Origin of the sequence: Arcanobacterium wilhelmae (genome assembly GCF_029632765.1) — a bacterium.
GTDB classification, from domain to species: domain Bacteria; phylum Actinomycetota; class Actinomycetes; order Actinomycetales; family Actinomycetaceae; genus Arcanobacterium; species Arcanobacterium wilhelmae.
Genome location: NZ_CP121247.1, coordinates 1,363,072 through 1,388,808, shown reverse-complemented (window position 1 = coordinate 1,388,808; position 25,737 = coordinate 1,363,072). Strand labels below are relative to the sequence as shown.

At 58.8% G+C, this 25,737-nt stretch carries 21 protein-coding genes, 2 tRNA genes and 1 CRISPR repeat array; of the genes, 13 read left to right on the top strand and 10 right to left on the bottom strand.

What is annotated here, in order from left to right; genetic code table 11:
- The first annotated feature begins 17 nt into the window (after positions 1 to 17).
- Positions 18 to 464 (top strand): ribose-5-phosphate isomerase, encoded by a 447-nt coding sequence (locus tag P8A24_RS06270; protein WP_278057765.1) that lies wholly within the window; start codon positions 18 to 20, stop codon positions 462 to 464.
- Between the two features lie 46 nt (positions 465 to 510).
- Here P8A24_RS06270 and epsC read toward each other — a convergent pair whose 3' ends face one another.
- The 3 genes from epsC to P8A24_RS06255 form a co-directional block, all read right to left on the bottom strand.
- A complete protein-coding gene (epsC, locus tag P8A24_RS06265) occupies positions 511 to 1,071 on the bottom strand; it encodes a serine O-acetyltransferase EpsC (RefSeq protein ID WP_278057764.1) in 561 nt (186 codons plus the stop codon).
- An 84-nt stretch (positions 1,072 to 1,155) separates the two neighbouring features.
- Complete coding sequence (gene cysK / locus P8A24_RS06260) at positions 1,156 to 2,085, bottom strand: cysteine synthase A (protein WP_278057763.1); 930 nt, start codon at positions 2,083 to 2,085, stop codon at positions 1,156 to 1,158.
- Between the two features lie 220 nt (positions 2,086 to 2,305).
- Complete coding sequence (locus tag P8A24_RS06255; RefSeq protein ID WP_278057762.1) at positions 2,306 to 2,950, bottom strand: IMPACT family protein; 645 nt, start codon at positions 2,948 to 2,950, stop codon at positions 2,306 to 2,308.
- Between the two features lie 184 nt (positions 2,951 to 3,134).
- Between P8A24_RS06255 and rpmF the strand changes: the two genes are divergently transcribed.
- From rpmF to P8A24_RS06240, 3 genes are all read left to right on the top strand, one after another.
- Positions 3,135 to 3,302: a 50S ribosomal protein L32 gene (gene rpmF / locus P8A24_RS06250; RefSeq protein WP_278012338.1), complete on the top strand. Its 168-nt coding sequence runs from the start codon at positions 3,135 to 3,137 to the stop codon at positions 3,300 to 3,302.
- A 143-nt stretch (positions 3,303 to 3,445) separates the two neighbouring features.
- Positions 3,446 to 4,750 carry a hypothetical protein gene (locus P8A24_RS06245; RefSeq protein ID WP_278057761.1) on the top strand — a complete coding sequence of 435 codons (1,305 nt, stop codon included), beginning with the start codon at positions 3,446 to 3,448 and terminating at the stop codon, positions 4,748 to 4,750.
- Between the two features lie 36 nt (positions 4,751 to 4,786).
- On the top strand, positions 4,787 to 5,413 hold the full coding sequence (locus P8A24_RS06240; RefSeq protein WP_278057760.1) for a hypothetical protein: 627 nt from the start codon (positions 4,787 to 4,789) through the stop codon (positions 5,411 to 5,413).
- A 154-nt stretch (positions 5,414 to 5,567) separates the two neighbouring features.
- On the opposite strand, the gene P8A24_RS06235 is transcribed toward P8A24_RS06240, so the two are convergent.
- Positions 5,568 to 6,395 (bottom strand): aldo/keto reductase, encoded by an 828-nt coding sequence (locus P8A24_RS06235; protein WP_278057759.1) that lies wholly within the window; start codon positions 6,393 to 6,395, stop codon positions 5,568 to 5,570.
- Between the two features lie 160 nt (positions 6,396 to 6,555).
- Between P8A24_RS06235 and P8A24_RS06230 the strand changes: the two genes are divergently transcribed.
- Complete coding sequence (locus P8A24_RS06230) at positions 6,556 to 7,899, top strand: FAD-dependent oxidoreductase (protein ID WP_278057758.1); 1,344 nt, start codon at positions 6,556 to 6,558, stop codon at positions 7,897 to 7,899.
- An 88-nt stretch (positions 7,900 to 7,987) separates the two neighbouring features.
- On the opposite strand, the gene P8A24_RS06225 is transcribed toward P8A24_RS06230, so the two are convergent.
- Positions 7,988 to 9,016, bottom strand: coding sequence for an LLM class flavin-dependent oxidoreductase (locus tag P8A24_RS06225; protein ID WP_278057757.1), 1,029 nt, complete (start codon positions 9,014 to 9,016; stop codon positions 7,988 to 7,990).
- Positions 9,017 to 9,226: 210 nt separating this feature from the next.
- Between P8A24_RS06225 and P8A24_RS06220 the strand changes: the two genes are divergently transcribed.
- Entirely contained in the window at positions 9,227 to 9,832 is a 606-nt protein-coding gene (locus tag P8A24_RS06220) for an NADPH-dependent F420 reductase (protein WP_278057756.1), read from the top strand.
- Here the strand turns inward: P8A24_RS06220 and P8A24_RS06215 are convergent, their stop codons facing one another.
- The 4 genes from P8A24_RS06215 to cas9 all read right to left on the bottom strand — a co-directional run bounded on the left by P8A24_RS06215 (position 9,833) and on the right by cas9 (position 17,402).
- A complete protein-coding gene (locus P8A24_RS06215) occupies positions 9,833 to 10,096 on the bottom strand; it encodes a hypothetical protein (RefSeq protein WP_278057755.1) in 264 nt (87 codons plus the stop codon).
- A 395-nt stretch (positions 10,097 to 10,491) separates the two neighbouring features.
- A CRISPR array of direct repeats spans positions 10,492 to 12,771; the repeat unit is 36 nt; unit sequence GCTGGGAATTAGTTCGTCTTCCCCCTGATAGACTTC.
- A gap of 50 nt (positions 12,772 to 12,821) precedes the next feature.
- Positions 12,822 to 13,142, bottom strand: a complete 321-nt coding sequence (gene cas2, locus P8A24_RS06210; protein WP_278057754.1) for a CRISPR-associated endonuclease Cas2 — start codon at positions 13,140 to 13,142, stop codon at positions 12,822 to 12,824.
- The gene (gene cas1, locus P8A24_RS06205; protein WP_307014139.1) at positions 13,135 to 14,049 is read right to left on the bottom strand and encodes a type II CRISPR-associated endonuclease Cas1; all 915 of its coding nucleotides are present in this window, start codon (positions 14,047 to 14,049) and stop codon (positions 13,135 to 13,137) included. The genes cas2 and cas1 overlap by 8 nt, the downstream gene beginning before the upstream one ends.
- Positions 14,050 to 14,051: 2 nt before the next feature.
- On the bottom strand, positions 14,052 to 17,402 hold the full coding sequence (gene cas9, locus P8A24_RS06200) for a type II CRISPR RNA-guided endonuclease Cas9 (RefSeq protein ID WP_278057753.1): 3,351 nt from the start codon (positions 17,400 to 17,402) through the stop codon (positions 14,052 to 14,054).
- A 267-nt stretch (positions 17,403 to 17,669) separates the two neighbouring features.
- Here cas9 and P8A24_RS06195 point away from each other — a divergent pair.
- The 7 genes from P8A24_RS06195 (at position 17,670) to clpX (ending at position 23,654) form a co-directional block, all read left to right on the top strand.
- A tRNA-Gly gene (locus tag P8A24_RS06195) sits at positions 17,670 to 17,740 on the top strand.
- 220 nt (positions 17,741 to 17,960) lie between these two features.
- Complete coding sequence (locus tag P8A24_RS06190) at positions 17,961 to 18,617, top strand: DUF3800 domain-containing protein (protein ID WP_278057752.1); 657 nt, start codon at positions 17,961 to 17,963, stop codon at positions 18,615 to 18,617.
- A gap of 213 nt (positions 18,618 to 18,830) precedes the next feature.
- Positions 18,831 to 18,907, top strand: a tRNA-Pro gene (locus P8A24_RS06185).
- A 230-nt stretch (positions 18,908 to 19,137) separates the two neighbouring features.
- Entirely contained in the window at positions 19,138 to 20,724 is a 1,587-nt protein-coding gene (tig, locus tag P8A24_RS06180) for a trigger factor (protein WP_278057751.1), read from the top strand.
- Between the two features lie 104 nt (positions 20,725 to 20,828).
- Positions 20,829 to 21,470, top strand: coding sequence for an ATP-dependent Clp protease proteolytic subunit (locus P8A24_RS06175; RefSeq protein WP_278057750.1), 642 nt, complete (start codon positions 20,829 to 20,831; stop codon positions 21,468 to 21,470).
- Between the two features lie 14 nt (positions 21,471 to 21,484).
- Positions 21,485 to 22,180 carry an ATP-dependent Clp protease proteolytic subunit gene (locus P8A24_RS06170; protein WP_442319916.1) on the top strand — a complete coding sequence of 232 codons (696 nt, stop codon included), beginning with the start codon at positions 21,485 to 21,487 and terminating at the stop codon, positions 22,178 to 22,180.
- Between the two features lie 199 nt (positions 22,181 to 22,379).
- Entirely contained in the window at positions 22,380 to 23,654 is a 1,275-nt protein-coding gene (gene clpX / locus P8A24_RS06165) for an ATP-dependent Clp protease ATP-binding subunit ClpX (RefSeq protein ID WP_278057749.1), read from the top strand.
- Positions 23,655 to 23,787: 133 nt separating this feature from the next.
- Here clpX and P8A24_RS06160 read toward each other — a convergent pair whose 3' ends face one another.
- Positions 23,788 to 25,617, bottom strand: coding sequence for an AMP-dependent synthetase/ligase (locus P8A24_RS06160; RefSeq protein ID WP_278057748.1), 1,830 nt, complete (start codon positions 25,615 to 25,617; stop codon positions 23,788 to 23,790).
- Between the last annotated feature and the right edge of the window lie 120 nt (positions 25,618 to 25,737).

The following is a 25,737-nucleotide window of genomic DNA, read 5'->3' as shown; positions in this document are numbered from 1 at the left end:
CGGGTTATGCTAGGAGCATGCGCGTACATATTGCTGCAGATCATGCAGGTTTTGAATTGAAGGCTCACCTCGTTGAGCATCTGACAGCAGCCGGCCACGAGGTTGTGGATCACGGCTACGAAACATACGACAAGCTGGATGCCTACCCGCCGGTGTGTATCGCGTGTGGCGAGGCGACTGTGGCGGATCCGGGTTCTCTCGGAATCGTGATCGGGGGTTCCGGTAATGGCGAGCAGATGGCGGCGAATAAGGTGAAGGGTGTGCGTGCGGCGCTCGTGTGGAACGAGGAGATTGCCACGCTTGCCCGCGAACACAACAACGCGAACGTGATTTCGATTGGTGCCCGCCAGCATTCGATCGAGGAGGCGACGCGTTTTGTGGATATTTTCCTCTCGCTCGAGTTTGATCCGAGCTCGCGTCACCAGTCGCGTATCGAGATGATGAGCGACTATGAAAACAAGTAAACAGTGAAGTTTCGGGCCCGGGAGCGTAAGCTTCCGGGCCCGTTTTTTAGATCCACAGGGCTGGGTCGATAAGCGGATCGTCTGGCTTTGATTGTGGGCGGTTTTTCGCTGGTACGCCGACGGCGGTGTTTCCAGCTGGCACATCCTTGACGACGACGGCGTTGGCGCCGATTTGGGCATCGTCGCCGACGGTGATCGGGCCGAGCACTTTCGCTCCGGAGCCGATCACTACGCGGTTGCCGACGGTGGGGTGGCGCTTGCCGCCGTTTCGTGAGGTTCCGCCAAGTGTGGTGCCGTGGTAGATCACCACGTCGTCGCCAACTTCGGCGGTTTCGCCGATCACAACTCCCATGCCGTGATCGATGAAGAGGCGTTCACCGAGCGTAGCCCCGGGGTGAATTTCGATGCCGGACAAGAATCGGGCACCTTGTGAGACCACACGTGCGGCGAATTTGGCGTTGTGTTTCCACAGGGAGTGAGCGAGCCGGTATCCCCACACGGCATGGACACCCGAATAGGTCAGCGCCACTTCGAGGCGGTTACGCGCCGCTGGATCGTTGTCCATCGCTGCGGCGAGATCGCCTCGCATCCTGGCGAGAATGCCCATGTGGGACCCTTTCTTTTGTTTAGCCGACGAGGAGTGGTGGAATACTCACAGTATTCCACCACTCCTTACGTATGCCTATGCGTTTTAGTCCACCAGGCCCTCGAAGAGGGCGGTAGAAACGTAGCGCTCACCGAAATCGGGGATGATCGCCACGATGTTCTTGCCCTTATTCTCGGGGCGTGCGGCTACCTCGACAGCGGCCTGGAGTGCAGCGCCGGCGGAGATGCCCACCATCAGGCCCTCTTCGTGAGCTGCGCGGCGCGCCATAGCGATCGCGTCGTCGGACTTCACGGTGACGATCTCGTCGTAAACGTTCGTGTCGAGAACCTCGGGCACGAAGTTTGCGCCGAGGCCCTGGATCTTGTGGGAGCCGGCTGTGCCGGTGGAAAGCAACGGCGATTCTGCCGGCTCAACGGCGATCACCTGAACGTCCGGGTTCTGCGACTTCAGGTAGTGGCCGGTGCCGGTGATGGTGCCGCCGGTGCCGATGCCTGCGATGAAAATATCGATGTTGCCCTCGGTGTCGTTCCAGATCTCCGGGCCGGTGGTTGCCTCGTGGATCGCAGAGTTTGCCTCGTTGGCGAACTGGGAGGCGAGGATCGAACCAGGGTTCTCAGCCACGATCTCCTTGGCGCGGTCCACGGCGCCCTGCATGCCCTTGGCGGGGTCCGTGAGTTCGAGTTCGGCACCGAAGCCGCGCAGAAGCGCACGGCGCTCCTTCGACATCGACGACGGCATGGTGAGCACCACCTTGTAGCCGCGAGCCGCGCCCACCCAGGCGAGTGCGATGCCTGTGTTGCCTGAGGTGCCTTCAACGATCATTCCGCCCGGCTTGAGTGCACCGGACTTCTCGGCGGCGTCGATGATCGCCACGCCGATGCGATCCTTGACCGAGTTTGCGGGGTTGAAGAACTCGAGCTTGCCAATGATGTTGGCGTTGCCGTCGCCCAGGCGGTTAATGCGGACGAGAGGGGTGCGGCCGACGAGTTCGGTTGCGTTGTTGTAAATAGTCATCTTGTGTCCTTCAAAGTCAGTGCGCGTTGCGCGCAAAATAATGGGGGTTGCGAAGTAATGAGCGGCGAGCGAGCGCATCAGCGCACGGGAAAAGCCCGACGCCCTACAGACACTGGCAACGGGTGGTGGAGGCTACGTTCATCGCGGTCATCTCAACACCACCTTCCAGATGTAACAACTTTCAACTACATTCGGTAGTTTAATCGGAATGATTCAAATGTCAAAGGGTTCCGGCTGGTTCTTCGGCCCAAATTTCCCCAGCATCTGTGGCGCTCGCGGCTCCTGAGGTGAGCTCGGCAAGCGCGGTATTAAAGGAATCGAGGCTCTCGACGGCCACCTCGAGCTGCACCCGAGATGCTTCGTATCTCACATCCGCGATTTCGTAGCCTGCGGCACGCAGATCTGCCTCAACCTTGCCGGCAACCGAGTGCATGAGTGCAACTCGCGCCCTTACGTACGGAACCCGCTGAACAACAGCGGCTCCCGCGAGCGTGCCCGCGACGGCGTCGGTGTAGGTGCGTACGAGCCCACCCGTACCGAGCAAAGTGCCGCCGAAGTAGCGTACGACGACGGCGGCGACGTCGGTCAGGTCGGCTCCCGTGAGGACGTCGAGCATCGGGCGTCCTGCAGTTCCGGAGGGTTCGCCGTCGTCGGAGGAGTGTTGGAGTGGCTGGGCTCCTGGTACCGAGACGACGAACGCGGAGCAGTGGTGGCGGGCGTCAGGGAACTCGGCGCGGCAATCCGACACAAGGGCGCGTGCCTCGTCGGCGCTGGAGACCCGCCGAATACGGGTGATGAACCGCGAACGCTTGATTTCGAGCTCGCCGGCGAGCTCCAAGTTCTGGCGCGCAAGGAGTAAAGACATACGTCTATTATTGCAGTCCATGCCATGCTCGCGACGACGTCGGTGTGGTTGGACACACATCACCTGCGCAGGTTAGCGCGAGGGGAGCGAATCGGCTAGACTATCCCGATGTGTGCTCGATAATGAGCAACTGGAAAGACTTGGCCGGAACCGCCGGCCTGGAGTAGTGGAAGGAGCGGAGATCATGGCAGTACCCAAGCGCAAGATGTCCCGCAGCAACACCCGCTCTCGCCGTTCCCAGTGGAAGGCCAAGCTCACGGAGCTTCAGGTGGTCAACGCTGGTGGCCGCGAGGTTCGCATCCCGCGTCGTCTGGCGAAGGCTGCTCAGCAGGGCAAGCTCGATCTCGCCTGAGCGTTACGAGTTGTGAAAAATCCCGATCAGTTCTGATCGGGATTTTTTCTTGCCCAGCAAGGTTTGCGCGGCCGATGACACAACGCGTGATCACAGCACGCTGTGCGTTTGGCATACACTGGAGATGAACGAAAGGGGCCGAGATGGGCGTTGAATTTCCACTGGTCAACGGAAAGCCGTCGTCGAGTGCGGTGAGCCGCGGAATGATGGAGGCCGCGCTTGCGGGCGTCGCTCCTGCGGCGAAGGTGAGCGCAGGGATCACGAACTGGCGCAAGGAATACGGCGCACTCGCGCTCGAACTGACTCGTTGGGACGATCCCTCCAAGGGCCCCGACGTCGCCCGCCGCGGGCTCGCGTTCCTCGGCGCGTTGCGAAGCGGTGAGGGAACGCTCGCCGACATCGTCCCCGCCGCAACGCCCGCAACACAAACATACGTCGGTACCGGCCGCGTGGGCGAGCTGTCAATCCCCTTCGACGGCGAAGAACTTTCTCCAGGGGCGTTCGTGCGTTCCCTGCCGGATTGGCGGCATGCGAATGCGATCACGACGTCGGCTGCGGACCGGCTCACCTGGGCCGCGTTCGATGGTCTCGATCTGTCTGGCCGAAAGATTGCGGTGATCGGGGCCGGCGCGGAGCTCGCGCCAACGCGTTTCCTGCTCTCGCGCGGAGCAGATGTGTTCGCAGTGATTCGGCCGCAATCGCCCCGCCTTGCGGGGCTGATCGCCGAAACCAGCGAACTTCCTGGCACTCTCCACGTGCCTGCCGTTGGCGACGTCGCCACGGAACCTGAAGTGATCGCCGGATGGCTGATCGAGAACGACGTCGAAGCGATTCTTGAGTGCCTGTACGCGCCCGGAGCAAAGTTCCTCGCGGCCGCGATCGGAGCGGACCAGGTGATCCGCATGGTCACCGAGGCACGCGACGTGCTCGTGAGCTACCTCGGTTCCCCACTCGACGCCTTCGTTCTCCCTTCACACCTCCAACCCGGCGGTGCCGAGTGGAGCGGACGGCCCCGTGGAAACGGGGCGATGGCCGGGGGAGTTTTCGACGCCGTGATTCCCCTCCAAGGCCCGAACTACCTGGCGGCAAAGCGAATCGGCCGTTGGCGGGCAACGGACCTGCGTGCCCGCGGTAAACGCGTCTCCTACCATGTTGCACCGCTCGCGCAAACCCATTCGGTGCTCGATACGCCCATCCTCAAAGCCGCCTATCGCGGAATCGGTGCGTTTGGTATCACCTCATTCCCAGCCGATGGCACCGCCTCAATCATGGCGATGCTGTTCGCAGCTGACCTCCTGAACCCGCGGACGCTTGGCAACGATTTCCTCGTCGATTCGGCGTTTCCGAGCGGAGTGTGGGCGTCGAACCGTACACCGGCGTTGGCCCTGAAACGAGCCGCCATACTCGGCAAACTCATGGTGTGGAAGAAAATTGAGCCCGTCGGATGAGTCAGCGGGCTCCCGCAACGTTTTAGGATTGACCCTATGAAGAAAAGTTGTGCGGTGATTGCCGCTGTGTGTTCCCTCGCGCTTGGCGCATGTTCGACGGCGAGCCAGCCGGCCGCGACGACGCAAAGTGGCGCCCCGGCGTCGGCGAGCGCGTCGGCGAGCGCGAAACCGGCGCAGAAGAAGTATCCGGATCTGCCCGCAACTCGCGAACTGAAGGTGGAACCCACCGAGGGCGGGACTGCCTACACCACTGTGGATGGCGCGGTTACGCTCACTGCGCCTGCTGATTTTCGCGCGCTGACGAAGGGCACGAACCCGCTGTCGGAGGTCTGGTTGCAGGCCGGCGAAACCCAGGTGTTGCTCTCGAAGCTCGGCAAGCCGCTGGGTGAGACGACGAAGGCCGACTACCTGGATTTGTTGTCCAAGGGTGAATCCTTCAAGGAGTACCTGGTGAGCGAAGGGGCGGATGTGACGATCTCAGGAGCCGTCGCCTGGATGTTCGACGTGACGAGTAAGACGGACGCCAAGCCGGCCGCGAAAATCTACGTGTTTGAACATCGCGGGATCGCCTACGAGGTCACGGTCAAGGCCGCTGACCAGGCTGGTTTCGGCGCGGGAGAGAAGATCGCAACCAGCGCGAAGCTCAACGGTAAGGCCGCGTAAGAAGGCTGAGTTCAACGAAAGTGCCAGGCGGAAAACCGCCTGGCACTTTTGCGTTGTGATTCGCGACGCCGGGGCTCGGCTCGCGTTGACGAATTCGGCGACGCCGGTGCGCAACTGACGCTGGTGGGCTCGGCGTGCTCCGGCGTCGGCGCTGTTAGTTCAGTTCGGCGGGGTCGGCAGAAACTCGACCCTCGGCGCCCTTATCGAGGGCGTCGATGCGTGCCACTTCCTCGGATGTGAGCGTGACTTCTCCGGAGGCAAGATTCTCGGCCATGCGCTCCGGGGTGGAGGACTTGGGGAACACGATGTGGCCCTTCGCCACGTGCCATGCCAGAACTGTCTGAGCCCACGTGATGCCGTGAGCTGCGGCGATCTCGCCGATCGCTCCGCCGGTGTAATCGACCTTGCCCTGGCCGAGCGGACCCCACGCCTCGATCGCAATGTTGTGCTCGCCCGCGAGATCCGTGGCCGGGCGCTGCTGGAACTGCGGGTGAAGCTCAATCTGATCCACGGCCGGCACCAGGCCGGTTTCGAGGATCGCGGGCAGGTAGCGCTCATCGAAGTTTGAAACGCCCACTGACTTCGTCAGGCCCTCGGCGCGCAGCTGGCCGAACGTCTCCCAGGTTTCCTGGATCGGGCCCTGCTTGGGGGTGGGCCAGTGAATGAGGTAGAGATCCACGTAATCCAGGCCGAGCTTCTCGAGCGACTCTTCGAGCGCGGAGCGAGTCTGGGACTTTCCGCGGCGATCATTCCACAGTTTCGTGGTGACCCACAGCTCCTCACGCGGGATGCCGGATTCGGCGATCGCCTTGCCAACTTCGGCTTCGTTGCCATAGATCGCTGCCGTATCGATATGGCGGTAGCCTGCCGCAAGAGCAGAGGTGACGCGCTCAACAGTGTCCTTCGGCGGCACGAGGAACGTGCCGTAACCGATCTGCGGAATGATTCGGGAATCGTTCAATGTCAAAGTAGGGGTAGCCATATGGTTCTCCTTTCATCAAAACTCTGTTCAGGATAACGGGAATGGGCCCGGTTTCTTTCGCGTTCCGTCCTGAGTGAAATTACCGCAGGCTACGGGCGTAACTTGCGCTGCGGCGTCGGGCGGTGAAACTACACTTTTCCCGTATCGAGAAAGGAATCCGATGGAATTTGACGTGTTGGTGATCGGCTGGGGGAAGGCCGGAAAGTCGGTGGCGGGGAAGCTCGTCGCGGCCGGCAAGAAGGTGGCGCTGGTAGAGCAGTCGGCCACGATGTACGGCGGCACCTGCATCAATGTGGCCTGTGTGCCCACGAAAACGCTGATCACGGCGGCTGAGGCGCGCCGCGAGGGCGACGATCCGGCGGCGTACTTTGAGACATCGGTGGCCAAGCGCGATGCGCTGATTTCGAAGCTGAACTCTGCCAACCACGGCATGCTCGAGGGCAAGGTTGCCTTGTTTGACGGCCGCGCAGAGTTCGTTGGCCCGCACGAGGTGCGTATTACGCCAACCAACGGCGGCACTGACGAAGTGACGCTGAAGGCTGAGACGATCATTATCAACACGGGCGCCGTGCCCGCGGTTCCAAACATTCCGGGCACGGACCTGGAGGGTGTGTACGATTCCACGACGATTCAGCACGCGCAGCCGTTCCCGGCGCGCTTGGCGATCGTGGGTGGTGGAACCATCGGGCTTGAGTTTGCGACGATGTTCAACGAGTTCGGTTCGCAGGTCACCGTGGTGACGCCGGGGGAGCGGCTTTTCCCGCGCCTTGACGACGACGTTGCACAGCTCGCGCTCGAGACGATGCAGGCGCAGGGGATCGAGTTTTCCTTCGGGCATCGCGCGAGCGCTATCGAGAAGGCGGACGACGGGCTGGATGTGGTGTTCGACGGCGGGCGCGTGAACGCCGATGCCGTTCTGCTCGCGGTTGGTCGCACGCCGGCGACGGCGGGGCTCGGCTTGGAGGCTGCCGGTATTGCCACGGACGAGCGCGGGTTCGTGAAGGTTGATGACCACCTTCGCACGAACGTTGATGGCGTGTATGCCGTGGGTGACGTCAATGGCGGCCCGCAGTTCACCTATATTTCCTTCGATGATCACCGTATTTTGGCTGACGAACTGCTCGGTGACGGCACGCGCTCTACTGCGGATCGCGTGGCCGTGCCGACGGCTACGTTCATCAACCCGCCGCTCGCCACTGTTGGCATGAGCGAGAAGGAAGCGAAGGAAACGGGCCGCACTGTGCGCGTGGATTCGAAGAAGATCGCTGAGATCCCGGTGATGCCTCGCCCGAAGATCGTGGGCAACCCGGCAGGCATGGCGAAGTTCATGATCGATGCGGATACGGACGAGATTCTTGGCGCCGTGCTGTACTCGATCGATTCGCAGGAGCTCATCAACACGGTGGCGCTCGCGATGCGCCTGGGTGCGCCGGCCGCCACGCTACGTGACGGCATCTGGACCCATCCGGCTTCGACTGAAGTATTCAATGGTGTGATCCAGTGATTGGTGCGGCGCGAGGATTCGTGCCGCAGGGATTCATGTAAAAACGCCGGCGCGGGGAAACCCGCGCCGGCGTTTTGCCCTGCGGCAATCAGTTCTCTGCGAGAAGCTCACGCACCCGCGGCACCACCTGAGTGCCGTACAGCTCGATCGACTTCATCTGGGCGGAATGCGAGCCGGTACCGATCTTCAGATCGAACGTGTCCGCGCCGAGGACCTTAATCGCCTTGGCAAGCTTCTGGGAGACGGTCTCCACCGAGCCGACGAACAGCGCGCCGTTTGTGAGTTCGCTAGCGAAGCGTGCCTCCGTCATTGCCGGCCAGCCACGCTCAGCGCCAACGCGGGCGTTGTGTGCCATGTGCTCGGCCTTGAACGCCTCGATCGCTTCCTCGTCCGTATCGGCCACGAGGCCAGGGGAGTGGAAGCCGATCGATCGCGGTGTGGTGTGGCCGAACTGCTCCTGCGCGTTGCGGTACAGATCCGCGAACGGAGCGAAGCGCTCCGGCTGTCCACCAATGATCGCGAGCCGCAGCCCGACGTCGTGCCGTGCCGCGCGCACCACCGACTGTGGGGAGCCACCAACTGCCACGAAGATCGGCAAGGTTTCGGCGTCCATCGGCGGGAACAGATGCTGATGTGTGAGGGACTGCGTGAGCTTGCCGTTCCAATCGAAGGGGCGGTTTTTCCACAGGTTCACGAGCATTTCGAGTTTCTCCTCGAAAAGCGGCTCGTAGTCGGACAGGTCGTAGCCGAAGAGCGGGAACGACTCGATAAACGAGCCGCGGCCCACCGTGAGCTCGGCGCGCCCGTCCGAGAGTGCGTGGATCGTGGAGAACTGTTCGTACACGCGAACCGGATCATCCGAGGAAAGTACCACCACTGCGGTGCCGAGCTTGATCTGCGTGGTCACGGCCGCGATGTTTGCCAGCACGGTGTGCGGGGAAGAAATCGCGAAGTCGTCGCGATGGTGTTCGCCCAGGTTAAACGCGTAGATACCAACCTCGTCCGCGAGCTTGGCCTGCTCCACCACGTCCTTGAGCGACTGGATAGGATCGTTATTGTGCACGTCACCGAAGGTGTCGAGCCCGAAATGAATATCTGCTGGATTAATCGTCGTCATGGTAGTTGAAACGCGAACTACCGGTTTCTATTCCTGTCGTTTTCGCATTTCCACCGACGCCAGGGTGTGAGTAGCGTCCGGAGTAGCTGTCCCGACGTCGCGGGCCGAGCACCGACGTCGCGGGCCGAGCACCGACGTCGCGAAAGTTGTCCACCAAGCTGCGCCCCGACGTCGGGAATTTTCTTCGGTGTGCGTGGCATTGTAGAAAGTATGAACACGCAGATTCGAACCGTAGGTATTGTGGGCGCCGGCAAGCTCGGCACGGCGATCGGCAGGATCGCAGCGGCGAGCGGGCTCGAGGTGCTCGTCTACTCGCGGTCGAACCCGATGCTGGAGCTGGTGCTCGGTTCGGTGCTGCCCGCGGCGCAACTCGTGACCTTCGAGGAGCTCGCCGAGCGCGCCGACGTCGTCGTCCTGGCCGTGCCGCACCCGGTGACCGCGCAACTCGATCTTGCGGCGGTTCGCGGCGTGATCGTGGACGCCACCAACCCGTGGGAAGCCACCGACACGGCCGCTTCCGGGATCACGCCACCGCTCGAGGCACACCCCGAGCTGCCGATCGCGCGCACGCTCAACCATATTTCGTACGAGGAGCTCGTGGCCGATTCGCACCCCGCGAAGGGGAGCGAGCCGCGTGCCGTTGCCGTCCGCGCCGACGACGAACGCGCGCTCGCGGTTGCCAGCGAGTTGGTGCGGCGCTTCGGCTTCGCGCCCGTGCCGATCCCGGCTGATGCTGCGGAGCTGTTCAATGCCGACGGGCGGCTGTTCGGGGCATGGCTCAGCGAGCGAGATCTGAAGGAGCGGGTGGTGGGCTGACTAGGCGAGGGCGGCGCGGATCAACGCATTGCGGACCCACTCTGATTCGGTGATGCCTTCCAGTGCCGCCTTTTCCGCGACCAGCTTCCATACTGCCTGAGGGGCTCGCACGCTCTTAGCTGTGAGCGGTTGGCGCTTACCCTCCCATGCGCGGCCTTGTACCCATTCGACGGTGGAGTCTGGGAAACCATTCTCGGCCTCCTGAGCCCAGCGGCGCACGTCGTCGTCGGTAAATTGTTCACCGGTTGCTGCGGTGTATGCCATTGCGGTACTCCTTTCTGAAGCCTGCCGTGAGATAGTTTGCGTGAAAAATCAGGACCGTCTCGTCCACGAGTTTTGCGCACACAAATTCGATCGCTCTGCCCTCGTTGTCGAAACCGATCGAGGCGAATCGTGGCGGGTCTGTATTGCGATCGCGGCTACGCACAATTCCTGTGTCAATTCCTGTTGTGAATGCAGCAAGAATCTGATCAGGGGATAGCCCGTGTTTGAACGCATGGGGATGAATGAGAACACGCACGAGAACCTCATATCGGTTACGTCTGAGAACACTTCCAAGGATACCGCGGGCTGCTCGGCAAATCTAGACTCGGGCATCTTCTTGAGGGAGGGACTCGGCGGGAAGCCAAAATCGTTCGCTGGGGTATGTGCGCGCCACAGCTGGGAATTAGTTCGTCTTCCCCCTGATAGACTTCAATCCGATCAACCAAGCTACGACGGGTTCGCTGGGAATTAGTTCGTCTTCCCCCTGATAGACTTCCGAGGTGCGCACCGGGGTCTCTGACGCGGCTGGGAATTAGTTCGTCTTCCCCCTGATAGACTTCCGAACCTCGATGTGGAAGAGGCCGGCTTGCTGGGAATTAGTTCGTCTTCCCCCTGATAGACTTCCTGCACGCGCGCTTGGAGCCTCCCGTCCCGCTGGGAATTAGTTCGTCTTCCCCCTGATAGACTTCCCGATACGATCGCCAACACAACGCCGGTGCTGGGAATTAGTTCGTCTTCCCCCTGATAGACTTCCCATCAAGTTCTCCAACACGTCCGACCCGCTGGGAATTAGTTCGTCTTCCCCCTGATAGACTTCATTGCGCTAGCTCCAATTCCTGCACTGAGCTGGGAATTAGTTCGTCTTCCCCCTGATAGACTTCATATTCACGCCGGCCTTACGCACGACAGGCTGGGAATTAGTTCGTCTTCCCCCTGATAGACTTCTCAACCTCGCCAGGCGTGCGACCCTGTAGCTGGGAATTAGTTCGTCTTCCCCCTGATAGACTTCGATCTAGCCACACTGAATGCAACCCGCTGCTGGGAATTAGTTCGTCTTCCCCCTGATAGACTTCGGCCCACGATGCTTGCCACACTCGAGAAGCTGGGAATTAGTTCGTCTTCCCCCTGATAGACTTCCAACACCGAAAAACTCCAGCGGCCTAAGCTGGGAATTAGTTCGTCTTCCCCCTGATAGACTTCGGATTCACGCGCGTGACCGACACGAAGAGCTGGGAATTAGTTCGTCTTCCCCCTGATAGACTTCCGATCGTCGCAGTGTCAAAATCAACGCGGCTGGGAATTAGTTCGTCTTCCCCCTGATAGACTTCATTACGGCGTTCACCGCATCCGCGTCACAGCTGGGAATTAGTTCGTCTTCCCCCTGATAGACTTCCATACTCCAACTGGAGCGCGGAAACATCGCTGGGAATTAGTTCGTCTTCCCCCTGATAGACTTCAAAATGAGCGCATCAATCACAGCGATCTGCTGGGAATTAGTTCGTCTTCCCCCTGATAGACTTCCTTGTCACACGACCACCACGAGCAGACGGGCTGGGAATTAGTTCGTCTTCCCCCTGATAGACTTCGCACGTTCGCATCCCACAATTGCGACGTGCTGGGAATTAGTTCGTCTTCCCCCTGATAGACTTCTGTAATCCCACTCGCCATCAAAATCAGGGCTGGGAATTAGTTCGTCTTCCCCCTGATAGACTTCCCACCTCATCGGCGCCTACCACCTCGTCGCTGGGAATTAGTTCGTCTTCCCCCTGATAGACTTCTGTGGAGGGAAAGACCGCTGGCGACGCGGCTGGGAATTAGTTCGTCTTCCCCCTGATAGACTTCAGGTCGCAGAAACACGCATGGGCCGGATGCTGGGAATTAGTTCGTCTTCCCCCTGATAGACTTCGTACCGAACGCGACCGTGACGGCTACCCGCTGGGAATTAGTTCGTCTTCCCCCTGATAGACTTCCCGAAATCGAGGAAGCCTTCGACCGGCTCGCTGGGAATTAGTTCGTCTTCCCCCTGATAGACTTCAGCCCTGCGCGCTTCGCGAGCTCTTTGTGCTGGGAATTAGTTCGTCTTCCCCCTGATAGACTTCAACGCAACGAGGCGGTGAGTGTGAATCCGCTGGGAATTAGTTCGTCTTCCCCCTGATAGACTTCTTGGCCTGAATCTCCAGTTCGTGAATGAGCTGGGAATTAGTTCGTCTTCCCCCTGATAGACTTCTCACAGCCGGATTCGCAACCATCACCGGGCTGGGAATTAGTTCGTCTTCCCCCTGATAGACTTCAGCGGCACGGTCAACCGACACTGCGGCAGCTGGGAATTAGTTCGTCTTCCCCCTGATAGACTTCGCTCTGGTCAAGCGCACCCGGTAAAGTGGCTGGGAATTAGTTCGTCTTCCCCCTGATAGACTTCCACCACATAACGCTGCACACGCCCAGCAGCTGGGAATTAGTTCGTCTTCCCCCTGATAGACTTCCAGTATCCGACGCGCCATCCTGCGTCGCGCTGGGAATTAGTTCGTCTTCCCCCTGATAGACTTCGCGAGATCATGGGTAGATTGCAGAAGCTGCTGGGAATTAGTTCGTCTTCCCCCTGATAGACTTCCCATCACTTTCCGCATCAAGGGCGACACGCTGGGAATTAGTTCGTCTTCCCCCTGATAGACTTCAGGGGGAAGACTTTTCCTTGGAATCTAAAGGAAATGTAGCTAATTTTCGTTTAGAAAAACGCGAGTTGCTCAGGTGTTTCTTCCGGTTTCTCTTCTGCGGAATTGAAAAATCGGACTGTATTTGCCCACGCACGATCTGTGATATGCATAATACGAACCTCGCCCTGAGGAGGAACGGAGAGCTTGATGAGGCTAATCACTCGCTGACCCAACACACCCGAGGGCGAATACTTTGCGTAGATGCTGTATTGCGCGCGAACAAAGCCGTTGTCGAGGAGCATGTTCCTGAAATCAGAGTATCGTTTTCGTTGCTCTTTTGTTTTTACTGGTAGATCGAACATTACGATGCACCACATCGGACCATCAGCCATCCTTGAGATCACCTCGCCAATGGGGAACTGTCAGCCGATCGACGTCGCCCTCAACATAGCGAGCGTAATGCTGTGCGAGATCACCGAATGCTGACGCGATCGTAGTGCCGTCTTGAAGAAAAGTCTGAGACGAGGCTTCCACTAGTGCTCGGCGTACGTGAGGATCTTCGATCGGAAGATCCGGTTTAAGTTCCAGAATCGCGGAGTCGATTGCGGGGCGGAACGGTTCAATCAGATCATCGACGAGTGCGAAGTTGTTTCCTCGGCCTTTATGAAAAATTCCGAGCGTCGGGCAGAGGCCGGCACCGATTACAGCACGGATACCGTGCCCACGTAGCACGGTGTATGCATAGTCAAGATAAGCGTTACGTGGATCGGTAGCTTCAGCATTCCCACCGGGAATTCGATGGAATCCCTCGTCGCCCCAGAGTTCTTGCCAATAGGCCCGAGCTGCTTGTGCTTCGACATTTGCGGGGTCGCCTGAGCGTACAGAGGAGGCGAGCTTCCTCAACAATGCTGATCTTGGCGAGCCTGCCTTAGCGAGTACGTTCGCTTGGCCCTTCACTTTCGCACGAATGATTTGCGCCCATGCGCTTTTTCGGCGAGATTCCGGCAGTGAAGCTTGCGCGCGATGGCGGGCACCGACACGACCATGCTCTGACCAGCTGTAAGCGGCTGACTCTGGAACTCCCTTCCAATCGCAGAAGACGATTGCAACATCGTGCTTAGCGAGCTGGTGGATAACTGCCGCAGAGAAAGAGACGGAGATCCCGATCAGAGCAACCGCTATATCAGCAACTGGCAGTAGAACTGGTGGCGAATCCTCGCGCTCAACGGAGAGGGCTCCACGTTTCGTGCAGAGCTTCCCTCGCATCGTTGAGCAATCGAGGATTCGCCACTGCTCCATTATCAGTCTCCAGAAATTGGCTTTGAAGCGGGTAAGTGTGTTGAATCTTGTCTTGGTGTGCCAAGCGTTGTTCGGATTACGGTCCTTAGATCAGGTAATGAAGTCAAGACGCCAATAGATGGCCGCCATCCACGAGTCAAGAACTTCACGATGTCGTCACTAAGCTTTAAGTTTTGTGCCCCTTCCACTGCGAGATAGCGTGGCTTAACGTTGACAATTGTGTTGGTTTCAAATCCTGTGACAACCCAACGCCTCGTGTCAGGGAATCTTGAAATGAAGGTACCAAAAGCATCGGGCTTCGAAGACTTAATTTGCCCCGAAGAAAGCTCAATGCCAGGTGTCAGCCACGTGAGGTATTCGGCGTTGCCTCTCAGCACCGCATCGCGAGCTGCTGGTTTTGCATCGCGCATTGACAAAGTTTCAGGGCCGAGTGGAACGTTGAAAAGATCCTCGGTCTGATGTTTCACAAGGTCGGGCGTGAACACGCGGATCATTCCGTAGGCCTCTTTTCCTCCCTTTCCTTTGAAACGGTAAATTCGTGCATGATGAATGGAACTACCAACCTCGGCCCATCCGCCGCGCACGGCGATAGCCGCGATCTTCTTCGGCAAGATCTTCACGTCATCGTTTGCGGCGTACCAGATATTTTTTATCCGCAATTCGCGTGAAGGATTCTCGGGGAGCCCGTCTGTATCTGAAAAATCAGGATCGCGAGAAAGAGCGACCCACATCTGAGGTGTGCTCGCTCGATCAATCTCGTCGCGTGTCCATGCATCGCCCACGCGTTTCGTTGCAAACTTACGGATTGTCGCGTCGTGAGCAGTTGAGTTCCCCAGCCGAAGCCGCAGATTCTGCATGACGGGGATTTCATCGTTTGCTAACGCGGCATTGAAAAGTACGACGAGCCGATTCATATTGTTGAGCCACTTGCCGTAGTTGATCTTCGCCTCGGTAGAGCTGCCACGGTAGTCTCGCCAATTCGAGTTATGGTCTGACGTGAGGAACGCTGCCTGACGCTTGCTCTCACGCTCCACCAAAACCTGGGCAACAGACTGACGCATCAAGGCGATGACAGATGCGTCCATCGCATGATGGCGGCGATCGAAACGGGTCTTTCCGTTTCCTCCAATCAGCTCCACTTTTCCTTCGAAACCCGAAGCTTTGCGCGCTGCTGCGGTGATTGCACCACGGAATACGCGCACCTTCGTACCCGCCGGTTTGAAATGCGCCTCAACTCGATCACGAAGTTCGTTCGCCATCCATGCCACTGATTCGATGGAACGGCTATCCAAAGGCTCGTCAGCGGAGGTGCGACGCAGCCGGGCAATAACATCACTGCGGAAATTGAAGTTTTGCTTCTTACCCAAGCCCGGTTCATCAATCCAGAACTTCACGCGTTCAATTGCACCGTCCAGGCTCACTCCTGGGCGCGTGGTGTGTTCCGCCCACACAGCAAACGGAGTGTTCGACTTCGCTTTGTTACAGGGCTCGCAAACTGCCACCAGATTGTCTCGGGTGTTTGTGGAGCCTTCGCCCTTGCGGGGAACGATATGATCCATTTCGGATGATTCGTAAGTGATCACTGACCCGCAATAAGCGCATTGGCAATTTTGCCGACGGATCGCCGCATATCTGCGGATATCAGAGCTACGAACTTCGCCCGAAATGCCGAGGTTCGCATGCATCTCGGCAACTAGTTTCAGATTCTGTTCCCGGTGCTTCTTCAACTCGCGCTCGTACTCTCGCACGCTCGACTCCGAGAGAAAGCCTGAACGAACATGCTCGATATTGATTGACGCGGGAGTGCCGTACTTCTTCTCAATTGCAAGGAGCCAGCGGCTCACGATCTTGAGAACGCGATCTACCGCCGGGTTCCCAACCGGCTTTCCAATCGGATCAGCTGGGGGAGTCCAATCATTGTCCACCCCGAACTCGATCTTTCGGGCCTCATGAAGATCAACATGGTTTTCGCGCATCACCTTCGTGAGCCTGACGAGAGAATCTGCCGAATATGCGGCGCGACCCTTCGGGAGCGAAACATCGTCGAGCTTGCCTAGTTGGTCCTCGCCTAAAGTTCCCAAGAACTCCCGTACAGCTTCAGCTCCGGGGGCATCTTCCTTGAGTTCGTCTGCGTTCGACAGTGCGGTCACCATCGCAGACTTTTCCTCAGGTTCTGCAGCATCCCACCACGATGTGAGTTCTTTGATCTTCGAACGATAAATCGCACGATTAGTTGTGTTCGACGGAGGGAAGCTCGATGCGCGTTCGCCCTCGGGGGAGAGCGATGCGGTACCGAGAAGCATTCCTCTGCTGACTCCCAATACTTGCGCGACGTCGTTCCACGTCACGCCGTCGTCGCCGGAATCGTTCATCAAGAAAGTGACAACTCTGTCGATCTCGTCGGAGGAGAGTAGACGGCTACCGCCGCCCTCGAGCCCGATTCGAAGGTTAGCCACCACAGAAACGATGCGGAACTCCTGGAACTCCAGGGACGCTTTCTCTGCACGGTGCTTCCTTCCTTGGCCAGGGAGGGCATCGAAACCAGCGCGTTCACCCGCCTTGCTCTTCGGTGACTCGGACTCGAACACCCAACGGATTAAATCTTTCACAAGCTCATCGCTCAGCCCTTGAACGCGGCCAATCTTCATTAGTTCTGCCGCATTGTCGGACTGCATCAGCTTGCCGCCGAGCACGCCGAGCTTGTCCTGGCCGGATACAGACTTCCCGTCGATGAGAGCCTTCGCGCCATACTTCGCACCAGCGGCGTTTCGCAAGCGGTTCGACGGGTTAAGGCCAAGTTCAACTGCGACTTCAGCAGGGGTGGCATCCTCATCGAAAACAACACCACTCTGCTTCGTCACATTCTCCTTGTACGTGTCCATCTGGGCACTGGCAGGCTTCTCTGTGAACAAGCTTTCGATGCTTGCGTACGGGCTACGCCAGCCGCGATGACGCGCCATATGGCGAACTGCGATGGACAGTGCACGGTTGAGATCGTCGCCTTCAAGCTTCTCCCGCACAAGCTGAGCTCGTGTGTTCCAAGGAAGGTACGGATCTTTTGAGCTTTCGAGGTCGACAATTGGCCATCCAAGCTTCGCGATTCGCCGGTCGAGTCGGTCGAGCCTCTTCCGGCGTCGTTGAATGAGGCGGCGAGTGCGGCGCGCGACGCCAGAACTTGCGAGGCGCGTAACCGCCGCCTTGGCTTGCTCTGGATCAACACCGCCGTCATGGATCATCACCACGGAGTTCAAAATTTTTGTTGGCAGACCGCTCCCATCGACAGCGATGGCAACCATGCCAACAGAATTAGAACCGACATCAATGCCGCAAAGGAAATCTAAAGTATTGTGCATGAAGAAATTGTATGTGACGTGAGCTACAGAAGGTTTGCGACACGCGAAAAAATAGAGGCGCCATTGGCGCCTCTATGGAGCATTCAGGATCTCAAACTCGGAGAACCCTTACTGAGAATTAGTTCCCTCCAAATATATTCCCGCTATTTCCGTGACGTCAAGTGTTATATTGTGCGAGTCGCACCGTCGGTGAGCCGTAGATCACTGCCCAAGTTGTGCTCCGGCGTCGGAATGCTGTTAAAATCGTTCACGCTGGTTCGCCAGCATGCGAGTGTAGCTTAATGGTAAAGCCTCTGCCTTCCAAGCAGATGACGCGAGTTCGATTCTCGTCACTCGCTCTCTTTTTGCCTCGTTACACCAACCGTTCTGGGGGTGTATAGATTCGGTGCGCAGGCTCGTGTGCGGCACTCGTTTTGGTTACAAAGCTCCACAGTTTTGCGGAGTATGGCCTTCAAAGTTTCTTGACTCAATCCACCTTTTCTCGAGGTGTGCTTATGGCGCATGCGCTGTTTATTCTGTGAATATAGACAGTATGAATGTGTTTGTTACCATTAATATATGTCTGATTACTTCATCTATCTTGATGAGACTGGTACTCCGGACTATTCGCATTCTGGAGGGAATGAGCTTCCATATTTCGGCTTTGGATCGGTGATTTATTCCGGGGAGCACGGATCTGCGATCTGGGACGCGCATGTTCTGAGGGCCTCTCTGGAAGATCGTGGAGTTGCTACTCCTCACGGCTTTCATGCGAAGAACGATACCTGGGCGACCAGGAGCGAGGTCTTTGCGCTCATCGCTCAACATAAATTGAGTTTCGACGCAACTCTTCTCTGCAAAGACAATGCATGTGGTTATGTCAAGGAAGAAGGGAAAGCGCGTCTATATAAGATGGCGCTATATCTGCATCTGAAATATTTGTGCACGGAAGTGCTTTCTCCCGGAGACCGCCTTTACGTTGTTTTGGCAACTATCTCGACGAAAAGCTTTAGAGAATCGGCGAAAGTTGCATTTGTCGATATCGTGAACCAGATGCCTCAACAAATAACCCCGTGTTTTTGGGATTCGGATTCGGCGTGGGGGTTGCAGGCTGCCGATTATCTGCTGTGGGCGACACAGCGCCGGATCAAAGGGAAACCGATCGCTCAAGATGTGCAGTGGATTCAGCCCTCGACCAATAGCGTTCGGTTTCCGTGGGGTACGCGTAAACGTTAAAGGCCGGCTATCCTCCCGCACCCTTCGGAGCAATCGGAAAAGGATCCCTGACCCTTTTATCGCCGGCAGTGTCATTCTAACACTGATTGAAATCGTGCGCCCTGGGCAAATGAAAATTTGCGGGCCTTTTCCGGCACTGTTATGCTTGCCGACGTTAGTGACAGATTCTCTCTTGTCATTTCGTTTTCGAGGGAGAGTCGATCGCAAAACACACGGGATATAGCGCAGGTTGGTAGCGCGTCCGCTTTGGGAGCGGAAGGTCGTGGGTTCAAATCCCGCTATCCCGACCAGCTGAAAAGCCCGGTTATTCGTTGAAACACGGATACCGGGCCTTTCTTTTTCCGCCGGCGAACGTGGTGAGAAACATCAACCCGAATGCGCGAAAAGCCGCGCCAATGGTTTATTATGGAGCAGTATGCGTGTAATTACCGCGCCTTAGACCAACTCGGTCGCGGCAAGATCGCGCCGAGAAGAAAAGCAATGGACGAAAAGTCCCCAACATACTGAGTGGAGTTAATCCGTGAAGAATTCCGTTGAGTTCCTCAGCGCCACTCGCGCCAACGTGACCATCGAGGTTGCGGCGGACGAGTTTGCAGCAGCCTACGACAAGAGCGTGAAGGAGGCCGGCAAGCAGATCACGATCCCCGGCTTCCGTAAGGGCAAGGCCCCGCGCCGCGTGCTCGAGGCGAACCTGGACAAGCACTACCTGATCGATCAGACGATCAACGACAACCTGGACAAGTACTACCAGACCGCCATGAATGAGCTCGGCCTCGTGCCGATGGCTCAGCCGGAAGTCGATCTCGATTCGCACCCGGAGATGACCGGCAAGTCGGACGACAACCCGTTGCGCGTGCTCATCAACGTGGTTGTGCGCCCCGAGATCATCATGCCGAACCCGGCAGACGTGACCCTCACCCTCGAGTCCACCGACGTGACCGACGAGGATGTGGAGAACGAGCTCACGGATCTTCGCCAGCGTTTTGCTTCGCTGAAGGACGTCAAGCGCGCCGCTAAAGAAGGCGACTTCGTCAACATCGATCTCGTTGCGACGATCGACGGTGAAGAGATCGACGATGTCTCCGGCATCTCCTACAAGATCGGCGACGGTTCGATGCTCGACGGTCAGGATGAGGCGCTCACCGGTGCCAAGGCTGGCGACGTCGTGGAGTTCACAGCCGCGATGAAGGGCGGCGAGCACGAAGGCGAAGAGGGCGACGTCAAGATCACGGTGCACTCGGTCAAGGAGCAGGAGCTCCCGGAAGCTGACGACGATTTCGCTCAGATGGCTTCCGAGTTCGACACCATCGACGAGCTCAAGAAGGACCTCGCTGAGACCGCCAAGAACAACAAGGCCGAGGCTCAGATTGTGGACGCTCAGACCGAGCTCCTCAAGCAGCTCCTCGAGGCATCCGATTTCGCACTTCCGGAGGGCGTGGTTGAGGCTGAGATCGCCAACCACCTCAAGCAGGAAGGCAAGACTGCCGACGACGCTCACGCGGACGAGATCCGTGGCGACGTCGAAGAGGCACTGCGCACCCAGCTCCTCCTTGACGAGTACGCTGAGGCGTTCGGCGTGCAGGTGGAGCAGGACGAGCTGCTCAACTTCCTCGTCCAGCAGGCACAGGCCTACGGCATGGATCCGAACCAGTTCATCCAGGCCGCAGTTCAGACCAACCAGGTGAACGTGTTCGCCGGCGAGGTTGCCCGCAACAAGGCTCTCCTCACCGCTCTTCGCTTCGCGAACGTCGTGGATGCCAAGGGCGAGAAGTTCGACGTTGCCGAGGTGATCGGCGAGCGCGACGAGAAGGAGAAGGATTTCGACTTCGGCGCCCAGAAGGCTACCCGCAAGGTGTCGGCCAAGGCTCCTAAGGCCGAGAGGAAGGCTGATAAGCCGGCCAAGGCTGAGAAGAAGGCCGAGGAGACGAAGGCCGATAAGCCGGCCAAGGCTGAGAAGAAGGCCGCCGCTGGCGATTTCGATCCGGCCGACCACAAGGTAGACGAAGTGCTCGCTTACCTCGAGTCCGCAGACGACGCCGAGAAGGCCCGCGTGATTAAGGCTGAGGAAGAGGGCAAGGGTCGCAAGACCATCCTCGCCAAGGCCTGAGAGCGCCTAACGCGCGTCACAATTCGCTAACAGTGGAGGGAAGGAGGAATCCTTCCCTCCACTCGTTATACTCGGTGAAGCAATAGTTTTTAAAAGGAGGAAACGTGAGCGTTCCAACCAATGCCGGCGAAGGCCCTCAGGGCGCATTCGGCCTTGGAGATTCGATCTACAACCGTCTGCTCAAAGAGCGGATCATCTGGCTCGGATCGGAAGTTACTGACCAGTCCGCAAACGTGATCTGTGCACAGCTTCTGCTGCTCTCGGCGGAAGATCCGGACAAGGACATCTACCTGTACATCAATTCCCCCGGTGGCTCCGTCACCGCTGGCATGGCGATCTACGACACCATGCAGTATGTGAAGCCGGATGTGGCAACCGTGGGCATGGGTATGGCCGCTTCGATGGGCCAGTTCCTGCTCACCGCAGGTGCAAAAGGCAAGCGCTACATCACCCCACACACTCGTGTGCTGATGCACCAGCCGCTCGGCGGCGTCGGCGGAACCGCCACCGAGATCCGCATCAACGCCGATCTGATCCTGCAGATGAAGCAGGAGCTCTCGCAGCTCAACGCGGACCACACAGGCCACACGCTCGAGGAAATCCTGCGCGATTCGGATCGTGACCACTGGTTCACCGCAACCGAAGCCCTCGAGTACGGGTTCGTGGATCACATTATCGAATCGTCCACCTCCGTGATCGGTGGCGGCGGCGTGGCCGAAGGCCACGGCAACCAAGGTGAAAACTGAGAGGAGAAACGCGCATGATGAACAACTTTAACCTCTCGAATATTGCGGCGGGCCAGGCCCAGCCGGGCGGTCTCGCGCCGGCCATGCCCACCAACCGTTACATCCTTCCGAACTTCGAGGAGCGCACGCCTTACGGCTACAAGCGCCAAGATCCGTACGCCAAGCTGTTCGAAGATCGCATCATCTTCCTCGGCGTGCAGGTTGACGATGCCTCCGCAGATGACATCATGGCCCAGCTCCTCGTTCTCGAGTCGCTCGATCCCGATGCTCCGATCACGATGTACATCAACTCCCCGGGCGGCTCCTTCACGGCGCTCACCGCGATCTACGACACGATGCAGTACATCAAGCCGCAGATCCAGACGGTCTGTCTCGGCCAGGCCGCGTCGGCCGCAGCCGTTCTGCTCGCTGCTGGTTCGCCCGGTCGTCGCCTCGCACTGCCGAACGCTCGTATCCTCATTCACGAGCCGGCAATGCAGGGCGCACAAGGCCAGGCCTCGGATCTGGAGATCATCGCTGATGAGGTGGATCGTATGAACCGCTGGATCATCGACACGATCGCCACACACACCGGCCAGGATCCGGAGCAGGTGAAGAAGGACGTCTCCCGCGACAAGATCCTCACCGCCCAGCAGGCTAAGGAGTATGGCCTGGTGGATCAGGTGCTGGTTTCGCGTAAGGCAACCCCGGAGCAGCTTCCGGGCGCCTGAGAGTCACGTGGCGTTGAGGGCGGGGTTTTGGCCCCGCCCTCAGTGCATTCCCGACGCCGGGGCTCGGCTCGCGCCGACTGCATAACTCGCGCACCGGCCTCGGTAAACGTGCTCCCGCTCGCAGGTTGCGAGCCTAGGGCGTGGCTCATAGAAAAATCGCCGTTCATGGTGTGAAATGGTGGGGGACAAGGGAGGTTTCATGACACGCACGGCCGACGCAGCCGACACCCTCAAATGCTCGTTCTGTGGAAAGAGCCAGCGCCAGGTGCGCAAGCTGATCACAGGATCCGGGGTGTACATCTGCAACGAGTGTATTGACCTCTGTAACGAAATCATTGCCGAGGAGCTGGCGAACGACGCCCCGAAGCAGGGAGAGAAGCCACTTCCGAAGCCGCAAGAGATTTTTGACTTCCTCAACCAGTACGTAGTGGGGCAGTTCAGCGCGAAGCGCACGCTCGCCGTCGCGGTGTACAACCACTACAAGCGTCTGCGGGCACAAGAGAAGCTCAAGGCTGCGGGCAAGAGCCTCGATCGCGACGATGTGGAAATCGGCAAGTCCAACATTTTGATGATCGGCCCCACGGGTACGGGCAAAACGTATTTGGCGCAGTCGCTGGCAAAGATGCTCGACGTGCCGTTCGCGATTGCAGACGCCACTGCGCTCACCGAGGCCGGTTACGTGGGCGAGGATGTGGAGAACATTCTGCTCAAGATCATCCAGGCCGCGGATAACGATGTGGCGCGTGCCCAGCGCGGCATTATTTACATCGACGAGATCGACAAGATTTCGCGCAAGAGCGAGAACCCGTCGATTACGCGCGACGTTTCCGGCGAGGGCGTGCAGCAGGCGCTGTTGAAGATCATCGAGGGTACGGTCGCTTCTGTGCCGCCGCAGGGCGGGCGCAAGCATCCACAGCAAGAGTTCATCGATCTCGATACGTCGAACATTTTGTTCATTGTGGCCGGCGCGTTTGCGGGCATGGAGGATATTATTTCCTCCCGCACGGGCCGCCGAGGCATCGGCTTCGGCGCAGAGTTGCACGACGCCGACCGCGGTGCGGAAGTTTTCCACGAGGTCACGCCTGAGGATCTGCACAAGTTTGGTCTGATCCCTGAGCTCGTGGGCCGCCTGCCAGTGACGGCGGTGGTCGATCCGCTCGAGGAAGAGGATCTGGTTCAGATTTTGACCACGCCGAAGAACGCGCTGCTCAAGCAATACCAGAAGATGTTCGAGATCGACGGTGTGAAGCTCGAGATGACGGCCGATGCTTTGAGTGCGATCGCGAAGGAGGCGATGGAGCGCGGCACTGGTGCGCGTGGCCTGCGATCGATCATGGAGCGTGTGCTTGGTGAGCTGATGTTTGAGATCCCCTCGCGCGAGGACGTTGAGAAGGTCGTGATCAGCGGCGAAGTGCTCTCCGGGAAGGCGGAGCCCACCCTCGTGCTCTCAAACCGCGCCTCGGCGTCGGCGTAAGCGCTGACGGACGCGCGCCGGGTTGTGGGCGTCGGCCACAACGGGCGATCGCCGCGCGGGGCGGACACGCCGCACAGAACGCCGGAGGGCCGGTTCGGGAAAATCCCGAACCGGCCCTCCGTTCGATTTTCGCTTACTTGCCTTCGTAGATCTTCTCGATCTCCGCAGCGAAGCCCTTGAGCACCGCGGCGCGCTTCACCTTCATCGACGGCGTCAAGTAGCCGTTGGTCACGGTGAAATCGGTGGGCAGAATCGTGAACTTGCGGATCGACTCTGCACGCGAGACGTGCTCGTTCGTGCGCTTCACCGCACGGTCGATCGCTGCGATCACCTGCGGATCCGTCACAGCGTCTGTCAGAGACATCTGCGGCAGGTTATGGTTACGCAACCAGCCCGGCAACATATCCGGATCCAGCGTGATCAGCGCGGAGACGAATGGCTTTTGATCACCCACTGCCACCACCTGCGAGATCAGCGGGTGGCCGCGCAGACGATCCTCCAGCTCGGCCGGGGAAACATTCTTACCGCCGGCGGTCACGATCAGTTCCTTCTTGCGGCCCGTGATCCAGATGAACCCATCCTCATCCACGTGCCCCAGATCGCCGCTCTTGAACCAGCCATCCTCGGTAAACGATTCCGCGGTAGCTTGCGGATTATTGCGATAGGAGTGGAACACGTGCTCGCCCTTGATCAGGATTTCGCCTTCCTCGCTCGCCTTCACGTACGTGCCGGCGTAGGCCGGGCCTACTGAACCGATACGCATGCGATTGCAGCGGTTCACCGACGTCGGGGCAGAGGATTCCGTCAGACCGTAGCCTTCCAGGATCGGCATCCCGATCCCGCGGAAGAAGTGTGCCAGGCGGGCGCCAAGCGGAGCTCCGCCCGATACGGCCCACTCAAACTGGCCGCCCGTGATCTGGCGAATCTTTGAGTACACGAGCTTGTCGCCGAGCTGGCGCTGTGCCCTCAGCCACGGCGACGGGCCTTCCTTCGTGTCCAGCGCGCGCGAATACTCGATCGCGACCTTCGCGAAGTAGCGGAACATCTTGAGCTTCGCGCCCTTGCCCGCCTTCGCATCGGCAGCGTTGTAGATCTTCTCGAACACGCGCGGAACAGCAAGCACGAACGTGGGGCGGAACGATTGCATATCCGCAACCAGGTTCTTTGCATCGGGCGAGTAACCGATCGGCATGCCCGCATACATCACGGCCATGTTGATGAAGCGCGCAAACGAGTGAGCGAGCGGAAGGAAGAGCAACACGCGCCCGCCCTCACGAAGAGCCGGCTTCAGCTCGTCGTCGAGAGGGCCGTTGATCGCGGTATGGAGGTAGTTGCGGTGTGTGAGCTCCACGCCCTTCGGGCGGCCGGTGGTGCCGGAGGTGTAGATCACGGTGAAGATGTCGTCAGCGCGCAATGCTTCAACGCGGCGGTCGATTTCTTCGTCCAATTCCGGGCGGCCCTCGGCTGTGAGCGTGGAGATCGCGTCGTTTGCGATCACGAACACTTCCTCAAGATTCTCGAAGCGGTCGATCATCGGCTTCATCACGCCTGCCATGGATTCGTCTTCCGCGAACGCGAAGCGCACGTTCGAATCTTCAAAAATCCATTCAATCTGCGGAGCCGTATCGGTTTCGTAGATTGGGATCACCACGGCGCCGGCCATTTGGATGGCGTAATCGAGCATTGCCCAGTTGTCCGAGGTATGGCCCATGATCGCCACGTTATCGCCGGGCTTCACACCGTGGGCGATGAGGCCACGCGCGAGCGCACGGATTTCGCCGATGTACTGGCGGTAGGTGACTGGCACCCATGCATTGCCCAGGCCGACCTTGCGTTCGATCACGGTGGCAAGTGGGCGGTCTGCGGCGAGCTGGATCAGCCACTTCGGGATGGAGAGCGTATCTTCCACATGGAATTTGCCGGGAGTGTAGGCCACGCCCTCTTCGTCAATCACATTCTTCATACTTCATCCTTCGGTTAGGGTCCTGGGATGTACGATACCGTAACTTACGCCCCGAAGGTAGAACTTCGGGGTGACGTGCGACTTCCTTGTCAACGCTAGGATATCCGAGGAAAGTGAACT

Bases quoted from the DNA above. Each gene is read 5' to 3' on its own strand.
- P8A24_RS06270 (WP_278057765.1), top strand. From the start codon at position 18: ATGCGCGTACATATTGCTGCAGATCATGCAGGTTTTGAATTGAAGGCT.
- epsC (WP_278057764.1), bottom strand. From the start codon at position 1,071: ATGGGCATTCTCGCCAGGATGCGAGGCGATCTCGCCGCAGCGATGGAC.
- cysK (WP_278057763.1), bottom strand. From the start codon at position 2,085: ATGACTATTTACAACAACGCAACCGAACTCGTCGGCCGCACCCCTCTC.
- P8A24_RS06255 (WP_278057762.1), bottom strand. From the start codon at position 2,950: ATGTCTTTACTCCTTGCGCGCCAGAACTTGGAGCTCGCCGGCGAGCTC.
- rpmF (WP_278012338.1), top strand. From the start codon at position 3,135: ATGGCAGTACCCAAGCGCAAGATGTCCCGCAGCAACACCCGCTCTCGC.
- P8A24_RS06245 (WP_278057761.1), top strand. From the start codon at position 3,446: ATGGGCGTTGAATTTCCACTGGTCAACGGAAAGCCGTCGTCGAGTGCG.
- P8A24_RS06240 (WP_278057760.1), top strand. From the start codon at position 4,787: ATGAAGAAAAGTTGTGCGGTGATTGCCGCTGTGTGTTCCCTCGCGCTT.
- P8A24_RS06235 (WP_278057759.1), bottom strand. From the start codon at position 6,395: ATGGCTACCCCTACTTTGACATTGAACGATTCCCGAATCATTCCGCAG.
- P8A24_RS06230 (WP_278057758.1), top strand. From the start codon at position 6,556: ATGGAATTTGACGTGTTGGTGATCGGCTGGGGGAAGGCCGGAAAGTCG.
- P8A24_RS06225 (WP_278057757.1), bottom strand. From the start codon at position 9,016: ATGACGACGATTAATCCAGCAGATATTCATTTCGGGCTCGACACCTTC.
- P8A24_RS06220 (WP_278057756.1), top strand. From the start codon at position 9,227: ATGAACACGCAGATTCGAACCGTAGGTATTGTGGGCGCCGGCAAGCTC.
- P8A24_RS06215 (WP_278057755.1), bottom strand. From the start codon at position 10,096: ATGGCATACACCGCAGCAACCGGTGAACAATTTACCGACGACGACGTG.
- cas2 (WP_278057754.1), bottom strand. From the start codon at position 13,142: ATGGCTGATGGTCCGATGTGGTGCATCGTAATGTTCGATCTACCAGTA.
- cas1 (WP_307014139.1), bottom strand. From the start codon at position 14,049: ATGGAGCAGTGGCGAATCCTCGATTGCTCAACGATGCGAGGGAAGCTC.
- cas9 (WP_278057753.1), bottom strand. From the start codon at position 17,402: ATGCACAATACTTTAGATTTCCTTTGCGGCATTGATGTCGGTTCTAAT.
- P8A24_RS06190 (WP_278057752.1), top strand. From the start codon at position 17,961: ATGTCTGATTACTTCATCTATCTTGATGAGACTGGTACTCCGGACTAT.
- P8A24_RS06170 (WP_442319916.1), top strand. From the start codon at position 21,485: ATGATGAACAACTTTAACCTCTCGAATATTGCGGCGGGCCAGGCCCAG.
- clpX (WP_278057749.1), top strand. From the start codon at position 22,380: ATGACACGCACGGCCGACGCAGCCGACACCCTCAAATGCTCGTTCTGT.
- P8A24_RS06160 (WP_278057748.1), bottom strand. From the start codon at position 25,617: ATGAAGAATGTGATTGACGAAGAGGGCGTGGCCTACACTCCCGGCAAA.